Here is a 12,787-nt window from a genome sequence, read left to right on the forward strand (position 1 = left end):
TTCTTACCTGGAAGTAATATATCGAGCTGAGAGACCACCTTACTCATCGATAGATGCCGATAAAGTGACATTCCCACGACGCTCCACACCATCAGTTCCATGGGGAGCCTACGCTTTCGAATCGTCGTGACGCCTGTGTCTTCAAGGCATTGATTAATGAGAGCGGGGCACAGGAGATCTGATAGGCCATTGAGTTGGTCAGCAGAAAATTGGTGTATTCGGTCGAGGGCTTGTCTTAAGAACATAAAAAAATCCGAGTGTAGAAATACACTCGGATTTTGCCAGCCTCTCAGGATCGTTCAACCGATCATTTTTTGCTTAACTGATCGGCATTAGGCCTCGAGCCTGCTTTTTTTATGCTTTCAAAAAAAGTTAATGTGATATCAACAGCGTTTAGGGCAAGCAATAGTGTGATTTGTATCTAAGATTAAAGTAAGACCAAAACGAGTAAGGAGATACCGATGACGAAATGGATAAGCTTAATGTGCCTACTGTTCTCCTTATCGAGCGCTGTAAAAGCAGAAGATCTAACCCAATTTGATTTCCCTTTACTGCTTGGCGATTGGTATTGGTTTAGTCCGGATCAACAATCTGAGCCTGCCGGAGAACAGGGTGGGTACAAGGCCATCAATATTTCTTTCAAGTCTGACTATCGCTTCAGCGTGAAGTTGTTGAATCGCGATGGCTCGGTGGAAGAGGCGTCAGGAAAATATGATCTTGATGAAACGACCATTGTTCTCAATGATGACTTCGGTGATTTGCAGCACCACGAATATAAATTGAATCACAACCAACTGATGTTGAAAGGCGCGCAGTTTACAAAAATCTTACCGAACAATTTGTCGGGTGCTTGGTACAGCGACATCATTCGAGGTAAAGATGTGGGTGAAGAAGTCGAACAACTTGCGTTGATGCTTCGCCCTGATTTTCTTTTCTCTGCGAGAGTGTCAGGTAAAGAAGGGAAGTCGATCACTCATCGAGGCGTGTACTTCTTAGAAGATGATCATCTCGTACTTATCTATCGCGGTGGACAACAAGACTCACAATTTGAATTGTCATCAAACACACTCAAATTGGTGGATAACCAATTCGGAATGGAAGCTGTGCTTCAACGGCAATCGCCTTAAACTTTTTGAGAAACGAGAAACGAGAAACGAGAAACGAGAAACGAGAAACGAGAAACGAGAAACGAGAAACGAGAAACGAGAAACGAGAAACGAGAAACGAGAAACGAGAAACGAGAAACGAGAAACGAGAAACGAGAAACGAAAGCTAATCACGTCGAATTAGAACGTTATAAAAAAGGGACACTGAAGCGTGTCCCTTTTTTGTGAGTCAGATAAACCCGTTGTCAGATGTTGAATGCTTTTTTCAATTCACTGAGATATTCCGTATCTCTACAGATAGATTTTCCTGGTTCATCAGAAATTTTCGCAACGGGTTTTCCGTTGCACGTCACCAACTTAATGACGATGTTCAGCGTTTCAACATCGGGCAGGTGACAGGTTAACTGGGTACCGATTCCAAATGATGTGTTTATGCGGCCGGTAAAATGTTGATGGATGTTCAGCGCTTTATCTAACGTGAGTCCGTCAGAGAAAATCAACGTTTTCTCCTGCGGTGAAATGCCAAGGCTTTCATAGTGCGCAATGGCTTTTTCGCCCCACGCAATAGGATCACCACTGTCATGACGAAGACCATTAAATTGCTCACTGAGGTGCAAAGTAAAGTCATTCAAGAATGCATCCATGTTGATGCAGTCGGTGAGGGCGATGCCTAATTTGTCCGGGTATTCTTGTAACCAGCGGTTTAATGCCAACAACTGTGAATCCGCAAGATCACCCGCCAATTGCTGATGAGCTTGGAACCATTCATGGGCCTGGGTTCCGACGGCGGGAATATTGTGTTTTTTGGCAAGAAGTAGGTTAGAGGTGCCTGCAAACTGAGCACACTCATTGGTTAAGTGACCAACAATGGCATGGTGCACATTTTTTGAAAAACGGCGGCGCGTACCAAAATCGACAAAATGAAAATCTGAGCCTGCATTATCCAGCGCCGTCAGCTTGGACGTAAGTAGATCAATGGCTTGGTTGACCGTCGCATTGGGGTACTTTTCGTGACAACGTAACTCGCAAATTATTGCAAGTAATGGCACTTCCCATAGGATGACATCAATCCATTTACCTTCGATGTGAATGGCGAGTTGGTCATCAACAATCGAAACAGTAACCTGTTCTGCGTTAAGCGAAAATTCGCGAAGATAGGCGAGGTAGTCTGCTTGATACAGGCCAAGCCCTGACAAGAATTGAAGTTCTTCTTCACTGAATGTTAAACAAGCAAGCGATTGGATTTCTGCGTCCAATCTGGCTTTGAGTTCAGTCAAACTTTCATTGCTTCGACAATGAAACTCAGCCGCAACGTTTACTTCCGGGTAGTGGTGGAAGATCGCTTGCTGCATATTTAACTTGTAGGCATCCGTGTCTAATAATGACGAAATGATTGGCGTATGCATGCCCTAAAAAGTACCTCGTGGCTCAAATTTTCGCTGAACGTTTATATAATTGGGTTTTATCGCCATTTGCAGCAGCAAATTTAACGTCAAACCTGCATCTTTCGTCAACCTAATGGTATTCGATCTGCGTCGGCTTCTTGCTATCAATAGTTCGACTGCTCATTCGTTGCACAGTCAACCTGTAGCAAAACCGAATGTTAGCGGGTATCTTAGATGATTATGCCTTCATTATCGTGTGACGTCGGTGAATTTGACTGCTCACACGCTTTCGTTATGCAACAAAAGGAATCTGACATGACGCAACAACCTCAGGCTAAATACCGTAAAGATTATACGGCTCCTGATTTCACGATAACCCACATTGACTTAGACTTTGATTTACTCGACTCGCATGCGCGAGTGACTGCGAAAAGCCAAGTTAAACAGATGGTTGCCGGCGCAGATTCCATGATCTTAGACGGTGACGGTCTCACGCTGAAAAAAATCGAAATTGATGGAAAAGCATGGCCACATTACAGCGAAACAACAGAAGGGCTTATTTTATCGCAATTGCCGAAAGAATTTGAGCTTTTAATCGAAACTGACATCGATCCGGCGGGAAATACATCACTTGAAGGCTTATATAAGTCAGACGGTGCATATTGTACGCAATGTGAAGCGGAAGGTTTCCGTCGAATTACGTATTACCTAGATCGTCCCGACGTACTGGCCAAATTCACGACGACCATTACTGCTGACAAATCGGCGTATCCGTTCTTATTGAGTAACGGCAACAAAGTCGGAGAAGGTGATGCTGACAACGGTCGTCATTGGGTGAAATGGGAAGACCCGCATGCAAAACCAAGTTATTTGTTTGCTCTGGTAGCAGGGGATTTCGATTTACTGTCTGATCGCTACACCACCCGAAGTGGCCGAGACGTGGCATTGGAAATCTTCGTTGATAAAGGCAATTTAGATCGTGCAACGCACGCCATGACCTCGCTAAAGAACTCAATGAAGTGGGACGAGGATCGTTTTGATCTTGAATATGATCTTGATATTTACATGATCGTTGCCGTCGATTTTTTCAACATGGGTGCAATGGAAAACAAAGGGTTAAACGTTTTTAACTCTAAATACGTGCTGGCGAATTCTGACACTGCTACAGACACTGATTATCTCGGCATTGAAGCGGTTATCGGTCATGAGTACTTCCACAACTGGACAGGCAACCGAGTAACGTGTCGTGATTGGTTCCAACTCAGCTTGAAAGAAGGCCTGACCGTATTCCGCGACCAAGAGTTTTCATCGGATCTCGGTTCACGAGCTGTGAACCGAATTGGGAATGTTCGTATTATGCGTGGCCCTCAGTTTGCCGAAGATTGCGGACCAATGGCGCATCCTATTCGCCCTGAAAAAGTCATTGAAATGAATAACTTTTATACACTGACTGTGTATGAAAAGGGCAGTGAAGTCATTCGTATGATGCATACCTTGCTGGGAGAGACTAGCTTCCAGAAAGGCATGAAGTTGTATTTCGAACGTCACGACGGCACGGCAGCAACGTGTGAAGATTTCGTGAAAGCGATGGAAGATGCATCTGGCGTCGATTTAGTGCAATTTCGACTTTGGTACAGTCAATCGGGTACTCCTGAGTTGACGGTAACGAGCACATTTGACGAAACGCAGCAAACTTTCTCGTTAACAGTGAAACAATTCACGCCTGCAACGGCAGATCAAAAAGAGAAGCAAGCGCTGCTGATTCCGTTTGATGTGGAGCTATATGCAGCGGATGGTCGCGTTATTGAGTTACAGTGTAACGTTAGTCCCGTTGGCAATGTGCTTCATCTTACGCAAGATGAACAAACTTTTATCTTCCAAAATGTGTCTGAAAAACCCGTAATTTCAATGCTTCGTGAGTTTTCTGCGCCAGTAAAGCTTAACTACGATTACAGCGATGAAGAGCTTGCTTTCTTGATGGTTCATGCGAGAAATGAGTTTGCGCGTTGGGATGCTGGACAAATGCTTCTGGCAAAACACATCAAAGCAAACGTTGTTCGCATTCAGCAAGGTGATGCTTTCTCACTGCCTGATGATGTACTCGATGCCTTCCGTGGTGTATTGCTCAGCAAAGAACTCGATGCTGCTTTGATTGCAGAAGTCATGACGCTACCAAGTGAAAATGAAATCGGCGGTTGGTTTGAGGTGGTCGACGTTGATGCGATCCATCAAGTTCGCGATGCGATTAAACACGCCTTCGCTGATGCGTTTAATGATGAACTCAGTGCGATTTACCACACACTTCGTCAAGAGCGTTACACCATAGCGCATGATGCGATGGGTAAACGTAGCTTAAGGAATGTATGTCTAAGCTACCTTGCGTTGAATGAAAATGCAGATGCATTGGTGTCTGAACATTTTAATCAATCAAACAACATGACTGATACGGCGGCTGCACTTGCTGCTGCTAACCATGCTGAACTTGATTGTCGTCAGTCTCTGATGGACACATTCAGCGACAAATGGACGCATGATGGTTTGGTTATGGACAAATGGTTTATGCTGCAAGGCACTAATCCGGCGGACGATGCGCTTGAAAATGTTAAAGCGCAAATGGAACACGCAGCATTCAGTTTGAAAAACCCAAACCGCACGCGTTCTTTGGTAGGGGCGTTCTGTAATAACAACCCCGTTCATTTTCACTCAAAAGATGGTTCGGGATATAAATTCCTGTCTGACATTCTTATTCAATTGAATGAATCAAACCCACAGGTTGCTTCTCGATTACTTGATCCTTTGCTCAAGTTGAAACGATTTGACGAAGAAAGACAGCGTTTGATGCGAGAACAACTCGAACGTTTGGCTGCGCTCGATAAACTGGCAAAAGATCTCTATGAAAAGATCAATAAAGCCTTAGAAGCTTAATCTGGCACTTGCGAAAATCGCCATAATAAGTAATTTAAAAGCCGTCTAACCAATGACGGCTTTTTTTATGAATTCGACTGTATATTTATTCTCGCTTGATATCTCGTACCAAGTTTTTTCACAGCATTATTCTGGTGCTGCGTCGACAGTAGTTGTTAAAACAGACAAGGGTTTAACACTGCAACTGCCTGCATCGCGCCTGCGTCCATATTTGAGTCAGGTGGGTGTAAAAGGGCGTTTTCGGCTGACTGTAGACGTAAACAATCGTTTTAAATCGTTAGAACAGATTGTTTAAACCGTACGTCAATCACATATCTAAAAACTGCGCTTCAATTACCGTTTTTTCGTGTAACGCTTTCGTAACATAGAGCTTAAACTACATCATAAGTCGCAAAGACTAATTAACCTCTATACTCATAGCGATTACACAAATAATAAATGGAGTAAACCATGACCGCGCGTGACCCTATTGTGCCGGTGTTACTTGAAAAAGTTTACCATCTAATAGACGAGAAACTAGACAAGAAACAACAACCGCTTGTTGAAACGTTAGCCAAAAGGATTTTGGGTCCCATTTCCGACGATGATTTGCAAGAGAGGAATGAGTCCGATTTATATGGTGCTGTAATCAGCCTTTGGCACCATTTAAATACCTTCGAACAATCCAAAATCTTCGTAAAAGTATTCAACCCAACGCTTAGCGGTGATGGATGGCAATCTACCCATACCATTGTCGAAATTCTAACCCCCGATGCACCTTTCCTTGTCGACTCAGTCCGTATGGCATTGAATCGTCTAGATATTGCCGCTCACTTGATGCTTAATGGCCCTCAGCACGTTGTTAAAGACGCTAAAGGGAAGGTTATTGAGATCGGTGATGAAAAAGGCGAACGCCAATCGGTTTTCCATATCGAAATTGATAAGTTAACCAGTAAGAAAGAAATGGCGGCGCTGGAAAAAGAACTCACAGAATCGCTAACTGATGTCGCGCTTGTTGTGAGCGACTGGCAGCCAATGCGAGACAAGATGGCATCACTCATCGCCGATTTGAAGAAAGACAAACCGCCGGTTGAGAAAGAACGCCAACAAGAAGCCATTGAATTTCTTCAGTGGATCAGCGCACACAACTTTACCTTTATGGGCTACCAGTTCTATGAATTGACGGCCGTTGAAGGCGACCACATTTTAAAACCCGCTGATGAAGTTGGTTTGGGTTTGGCGAAGAAACTTGATTTGCCGCGCCCTGGCATCAAGCTTTCAGACATGCCGGAATCTGCACGCGCGACGGCGTTGCGTAAAGAGCTACTCATTATCAATAAAGGTAATGGTAGATCCCGTGTGCACCGTCCAGCCTATGTCGATTACATTGGTATCAAATGTTTTGATAAGAAAGGCAATGTGGTTGGAGAGCACCGCTTCCATGGTCTTTATGCGTCGTCCGCATACAACCAAGCGACCAACAGCATTCCCGTTCTGCGCAATAAAGTGCAGCGGATCCTTGAGATCAGTGGTTACTACCCAGGATCGCACTCTTGGAAGGCGCTGGCGAACATCATTGAAAACTTCCCACGTGATGAACTTTTCCAAGCAACCGAAACGGAAATGCTGGATATCGGCATGGGGATTGTTCAAGTACAAGATCGCGATATGTTGCGTATCTTCGTGCGTCGTGACCCATTTGGCCGTTTCTTCTCGTGCATGGTTTACGTGGCGAGAGAGCGTTACAACACGGAATTACGCCGCTCAACACAGCGTATTCTGAAGCAGTATTTTGGTTCAGAAAAAGAGGTTGAGTTCACGACCTTCTTCTCTGAAAGCCCATTGGCAAGGACCCATTACATCGTGCGTGTTGATAACAACAACTTCGATATCGACGTTAAGAAGCTAGAGCAAAACCTCACTGAGGCAGCATCAACATGGGATGACCGTCTTGAAGAGTCCCTGATTGCGAACTTTGGCGAAAACAGCGGTACGCCGATAGCTAAACGTTTCTCCAGTGCTTTCCCACGCTCATACAAAGAAGCCATGCTTCCGGGCTCAGCGGTTGCCGATATCGAGCGTCTTGAAGGGCTAAGTGCCAACAAGAAACTCGATATGTTGTTCTATCGACCACAAGAAGAGCCTTCAACGTCTTGTGCAGTGCGCCTCAAGCTGTTTCAAAAAGATGAAGCTATTCACCTTTCTGATGTCATGCCAATGTTGGAAAACCTTGGTCTGCGCGTGATTGGTGAAGCCCCATATAAAGTGCAAACGACATCTGGAGAAGTGTTCTGGATCCTTGATTTCTCGATGCTGCACAGTGCAAGCACAGAGTTAGATTTGTCGGACGCACGCCTTAAGTTCCAAGATGCATTTGCAGCCATCTGGGAAGGGCGCTTAGAAAGTGATGGCTTCAATAGATTGGTATTGAATGCTGGCCTTTCTGGCCGAGAAGTGACCATTCTTCGTAGCTACGCGCGTTACATGCGCCAAGTCGCGTTCCCATTCAGTCAATCATACATAGAAGAAACCTTGTCTTCGCATGCTGATTTGGCTCAATTGCTCGTTGCCTTGTTCACCAAGCGCTTTGATCCGAAAGCAAACAGCGAAAAAGAACAAGACAAGATCATCAAGCAGATTGAAGAAGAGCTAGAGCAGGTCGAAAGCTTGGATGACGATCGTATTATTCGTCGTTACATGGAAATGATCCTTGCGACTCTGCGTACCAACTATTTCCAAACCGACAAACAAACTGGTGAGTTGAAGGATTACTTCTCCTTCAAAATGGAACCTTCAAAGATCCCAGAAATTCCAAAACCTGTGCCAGCGTTTGAAATCTTCGTTTACTCACCAGACATTGAAGGTGTTCACTTGCGAGGCGGAAAAGTCGCGCGTGGTGGTCTCCGTTGGTCTGACCGACAGGAAGATTTCCGTACGGAAGTGTTGGGCTTGGTAAAAGCACAGCAAGTGAAGAACACCGTGATTGTGCCTGTTGGTGCAAAAGGTGGCTTTGTTTGTAAGAAACAACATTCACTCAGCGGCCGAGATGAAATCTTTGCTGAAGGGCAGCGTTGTTACCGTATCTTCATTCGTGGCTTGTTGGATATTTCTGACAACATCATTGAGGGCGCATTAACGCCGCCACCAAATGTGGTGCGCCATGATGAAGACGACCCGTACTTGGTTGTTGCAGCAGATAAAGGAACGGCAACGTTCTCCGATCTCGCGAACTCTGTGTCTGAGGAATATGACTTCTGGCTGGGCGATGCGTTTGCATCGGGTGGTTCAAACGGTTATGACCATAAAGCCATGGGTATCACGGCGAAAGGCGCATGGGAATCGGTTAAGCGTCACTTCCGTGAAATCGGTATCGACTGCCAAGAAACCGATTTTACCTGTGTGGCCATCGGTGACATGGCGGGGGATGTGTTCGGTAACGGTATGCTGTTGTCGAAACATATTCGTCTGCAAGCTGCCTTTAACCACATGCATATCTTCATCGACCCGACGCCAGATTCAGCGAAATCTTGGGTAGAGCGTGATCGCCTCTTCAAGCTGCCGCGTTCTAGCTGGGAAGACTACAACCAGAAATTGATTTCGAAAGGCGGTGGCATCTTCTCGCGCAAAGCGAAGTCGATTGAACTGTCCCCTGAAATTCAGAAAATGCTGGGCATTCGTAAGCAATCGATGACGCCAAACGAGTTGATCAAACAGATCCTTCGCACGAATGTGGATCTGCTTTGGAACGGCGGTATCGGTACTTACGTTAAATCAGAGTCTGAAACCCATACCGACGTGGGCGACCGTGCAAATGATGCGCTTCGTCTAAACGGCAATGAAATCGGCGCGAAAATCGTGGGCGAAGGCGGTAACTTGGGTATGACCCAGTTGGCGCGTATCGAATATGCCATGAATGGTGGTCGTGCAAACACCGACTTCATCGATAATGTAGGTGGTGTGGACTGTTCGGATAACGAAGTTAACATCAAGATCTTGCTTAACGGCCTCGTTGCGGCAGGTGATCTTACCTACAAACAACGTAATGAATTACTTGTACGTATGGAAGACGAAGTATCTGAAATCGTTCTTGATAATGCATATTGCCAAAGCGAATCCATTTCGGTGACCGCGGCGCAACAAGTTGCCCTGCTGAAAGAGCAGATCCGTTTTATCCATTACCTCGAAAAAGACGGGAAACTGGATCGTGGCCTTGAGCATATTCCTGATGATGAAACCTTGGCCGAGCGTCAGCTTCACGGCAAAGGGTTGACTCGTCCTGAGATTGCTGTGCTTGTGGCTTACGGGAAAATGGTACTCAAAGAGCTGTTGGTGATTGATGAAATCACAAAAGATCCGTATTTCGGCGATTTGCTACCTTCATATTTCCCAAGTGAGTTACAACGTAACTATCGCGATTCGATGGAGAACCACCCACTGCGTGGCGAAATTATCGCTACCAGCCTTGCTAACCAAATGTCGAACTGCATGGGCTTCAACTTTGTTTCGCGTATGCAGGACGAAACGGGCGCAAGTGTTGGTGAGATTGCATCGGCGTATGCGGTTGCGCGAGATGTGCTTGATTTCGGTACAACGTTTGAAGATGTTCGCGCACTAGATAACAAAGTGTCTGCGAAAACGCAGTACGCAATTTTGTTCCGCTGCCGTCGTATGCTTCGTCGAGCAACGCGCTGGATCTTGCGCAATCGCACAAGAGGTCAGGGAATCCAAGAACAATTGGCGTTCTACAAACCAGCCATTAAGAATCTGTCAGATAACCTTGAGAAATACTTGGTGCCTGCGGAAATTAAGGAACATGAGCAACAAGCGGCAGGTTACATCAAAGATGGTGTGCCGAAAGAGATCGCAGATAAAGTGGCTCGTTTAACAAGTTTGTTCGCTGGTTTCGATTTGGCACAAGTGTCGGATCAAATGAAGATGCCGTTCGACGTGGTTGCGCGTTTGTACTTTGTACTTGGCGATACCTTGTCATTACATTGGTTCCTCAAGCAAATCACCAATCAACCGGTTGAGAACCATTGGCAGGCATTGGCGCGAGCTTCATTCCGAGAAGATCTGGATTGGCAGCAGCGCTTGTTGACCGCACAAATCTTGTCGGGCATGAAAAAAGGCGAGTCTGCAGAGTTGGGTCTTGAGTCTTGGATGATTGAGCACGCAATCAGTTTAGGCCGATGGGAAAGCATTGTTGCTGAATTTAAAGTGGGCTCTGCTCATGAATTTGCAAAATTCTCCGTTGCATTGCGGGAACTTACGCTTTTAAATTTGAATTAAGCATCGAAAGTGTTGATAATACAGCCCCGTTTATTCGGGGCTTTTTTTCGGAGGTTACATGATGTACCGCCTCGCCAGATCGGCAATTTTTCAGCTAGACCCAGAACATGCTCATGATCTGACAATCAAGAATCTATCTCGTTTTACTGGTACACCTCTTGATATTTTTTATCGTCAAAATCTTCCTCCTCGTCCTGTTCAAGTCATGGGACTGCATTTCAAAAACCCAGTTGGCCTCGCTGCAGGCTTAGACAAAAACGGTGAATGTATTGATGCCTTCGGCGCAATGGGTTTCGGTTTTGTTGAAGTAGGCACGGTGACACCGCGCCCTCAGTCTGGTAATGACAAACCACGTCTTTTCCGTGTTCTTCCAGCAGAAGGGATCATCAACCGCATGGGATTTAACAATGCGGGTGTTGATGCGCTGGTAGAGAATGTTAAGAAAGCCAAATATGACGGCATCATTGGCATTAACATCGGCAAAAACAAAGATACGCCACTTGAAAATGGTAAAGACGATTACCTGATTTGTATGGACAAAGTGTATGACCATGCAGGGTACATCGCCGCAAACATTTCTTCGCCAAATACGCCAGGGCTACGTTCACTGCAATACGGTGAAGCACTTGATGATCTGTTGGGTGCATTGAAAGTGCGTCAAACAGAATTGGCGAAATCTCGAGGTAAGTATGTGCCTGTTGCATTGAAGATTGCACCAGACATGACCGAAGACGAGTTGGTTCAAGTTGCTGATGCGTTGGTTCGTCATAACATCGATGGTGTTATTGCAACCAACACAACACTTGATCGTTCGCTGGTAGATGGCATGCCACATGCTCATGAAGCGGGTGGGTTAAGTGGCCGTCCTGTTCAAAACCGAAGCACGGAAGTGATTCGTCGTCTTCACCAAGAACTGAATGGTAAATTACCAATCATTGGGGTAGGCGGTATTGACTCGGTAATGGCCGCGAAAGAGAAAATGATGGCAGGCGCTGAACTGGTTCAAGTTTACTCCGGTTTCATTTATCACGGACCAAAACTAGTGAAGAATATTGTTCGTAATATTTAACCTAGAAAATTAAGAATGTAACGAAAGGGGGAACGAAGTTTTCCCCTTTTTTTTTATCTAAACCCCATTACACTTCTCCGAAAGCTCAATTTAAATCGCACTTTACATGGACCGATTCTCTGCACTAAGCAGGAGAGAACAAGATGTTGAAACCAAATAATGCATGGAAATGGTACTTCGATACCGACGCAAACGCGCTGATGCTCGACCTTGGTAGCGATATGGTTTTTAAAGTGGCGATTGAAAAGAAGCACCTCATCCCCGATGCGTTTGTTGACACCCCATTTTCAGTTGATGACGCATCACTCTTTTCGACCTATTCAGATGCAGTAAGTCAATTACCTTTGTCTGGCCCTCGCCAGGCGGAATTAGTATTAAACGCAGTGGCAGCGAACCGCTTCCATAAACCGCTACTTCCTAAAAGTTGGTTTTTCGAAACACAAGCAGGGCATACCACGCCAGCTGTAGGCTCTATTGTGGATTTGAAGACTGAACACGGCAGTGAATCCTTTTTGGTGATTGAAAACGCAGGCTGCGCATCTTTGTGTATGCATGCGAGCGAATCAACATTGGCACTGACCGACACAAAACAAATGCGGTTCTGTGAAGCGATAAAAGTAATGAATGACCGACTATCTCTAAATCAACAGCAATACGATAGCCGCAGTGGTCATTATGCGTTAGTAGGCTGATAGGGTTTCCTATCAGCGAGCCTGTAACAGATTCTGTGTAACTGCCATTTAATTAATATGCTTTTCGAGGCGTTCCCCGAACTCGATAATAAATCGACTCATCGCCTGACGCCAGTTTCGAATCGGCATCGTCCATTTCTTGCTGGCGTCCTTGATGGCCAGGTACACCATCTTCCTTGCCGCATCATCACTTGGGAATACTTTTCGCTTTTTGATAGCCCTACGGATAACGCTGTTGAGCGATTCAATCGCATTGGTGGTGTATATCGCTTTGCGAATATCATCAGGATAATTGAATAACGTATTAAGGTTTTCCCAGTGATTGCGCCACGATTTGCCGAT

Annotated in this window: 9 protein-coding genes; 6 read left to right on the plus strand and 3 right to left on the minus strand. The window is 45.4% G+C overall.

What is annotated here, in order from left to right; all coding sequences use genetic code 11:
- A partial coding sequence (locus BM082_RS23715; RefSeq protein ID WP_208862506.1) for a transposase domain-containing protein occupies nt 1-245 on the minus strand: 245 nt, incomplete at its 3' end.
- 216 nt (nt 246-461) lie between these two features.
- On the opposite strand from BM082_RS23715, the gene BM082_RS23720 reads away from it, so the two are divergent.
- Complete coding sequence (locus tag BM082_RS23720; protein ID WP_017013606.1) at nt 462-1,127, plus strand: hypothetical protein; 666 nt, start codon at nt 462-464, stop codon at nt 1,125-1,127.
- Between the two features lie 224 nt (nt 1,128-1,351).
- Here the strand turns inward: BM082_RS23720 and pncB are convergent, their stop codons facing one another.
- Entirely contained in the window at nt 1,352-2,512 is a 1,161-nt protein-coding gene (gene pncB / locus BM082_RS23730) for a nicotinate phosphoribosyltransferase (RefSeq protein ID WP_017007598.1), read from the minus strand.
- Between the two features lie 294 nt (nt 2,513-2,806).
- Here pncB and pepN point away from each other — a divergent pair, with 294 nt between their 5' ends.
- The 5 genes from pepN (at nt 2,807) to BM082_RS23755 (ending at nt 12,445) form a co-directional block, all read left to right on the plus strand.
- Nucleotides 2,807-5,416, plus strand: a complete 2,610-nt coding sequence (gene pepN / locus BM082_RS23735; RefSeq protein WP_074928867.1) for an aminopeptidase N — start codon at nt 2,807-2,809, stop codon at nt 5,414-5,416.
- A 67-nt stretch (nt 5,417-5,483) separates the two neighbouring features.
- Nucleotides 5,484-5,711: a DUF2835 domain-containing protein gene (locus BM082_RS23740; protein ID WP_074928869.1), complete on the plus strand. Its 228-nt coding sequence runs from the start codon at nt 5,484-5,486 to the stop codon at nt 5,709-5,711.
- 155 nt (nt 5,712-5,866) lie between these two features.
- Nucleotides 5,867-10,684, plus strand: a complete 4,818-nt coding sequence (locus BM082_RS23745; RefSeq protein WP_017013608.1) for an NAD-glutamate dehydrogenase — start codon at nt 5,867-5,869, stop codon at nt 10,682-10,684.
- A gap of 58 nt (nt 10,685-10,742) precedes the next feature.
- Nucleotides 10,743-11,753 (plus strand): quinone-dependent dihydroorotate dehydrogenase, encoded by a 1,011-nt coding sequence (pyrD, locus tag BM082_RS23750; RefSeq protein WP_017013609.1) that lies wholly within the window; start codon nt 10,743-10,745, stop codon nt 11,751-11,753.
- Between the two features lie 143 nt (nt 11,754-11,896).
- Complete coding sequence (locus tag BM082_RS23755) at nt 11,897-12,445, plus strand: cell division protein ZapC (RefSeq protein ID WP_017007594.1); 549 nt, start codon at nt 11,897-11,899, stop codon at nt 12,443-12,445.
- A 48-nt stretch (nt 12,446-12,493) separates the two neighbouring features.
- On the opposite strand, the gene BM082_RS23760 is transcribed toward BM082_RS23755, so the two are convergent.
- Nucleotides 12,494-12,787: transposase (locus BM082_RS23760; protein WP_139218817.1), on the minus strand; the 294-nt coding region annotated here is incomplete at its 5' end.

The organism is Enterovibrio norvegicus DSM 15893 (assembly GCF_900115495.1).
Lineage (GTDB): Bacteria > Pseudomonadota > Gammaproteobacteria > Enterobacterales > Vibrionaceae > Enterovibrio > Enterovibrio norvegicus.

What these genes read in the sequence shown, in the direction of transcription:
- BM082_RS23745 (WP_017013608.1), top strand. Translation starts at nt 5,867, where the DNA reads ATGACCGCGCGTGACCCTATTGTGCCGGTGTTACTTGAAAAAGTTTAC.
- pepN (WP_074928867.1), top strand. Translation starts at nt 2,807, where the DNA reads ATGACGCAACAACCTCAGGCTAAATACCGTAAAGATTATACGGCTCCT.
- BM082_RS23755 (WP_017007594.1), top strand. Translation starts at nt 11,897, where the DNA reads ATGTTGAAACCAAATAATGCATGGAAATGGTACTTCGATACCGACGCA.
- pyrD (WP_017013609.1), top strand. Translation starts at nt 10,743, where the DNA reads ATGATGTACCGCCTCGCCAGATCGGCAATTTTTCAGCTAGACCCAGAA.
- BM082_RS23740 (WP_074928869.1), top strand. Translation starts at nt 5,484, where the DNA reads ATGAATTCGACTGTATATTTATTCTCGCTTGATATCTCGTACCAAGTT.
- pncB (WP_017007598.1), bottom strand. Translation starts at nt 2,512, where the DNA reads ATGCATACGCCAATCATTTCGTCATTATTAGACACGGATGCCTACAAG.
- BM082_RS23720 (WP_017013606.1), top strand. Translation starts at nt 462, where the DNA reads ATGACGAAATGGATAAGCTTAATGTGCCTACTGTTCTCCTTATCGAGC.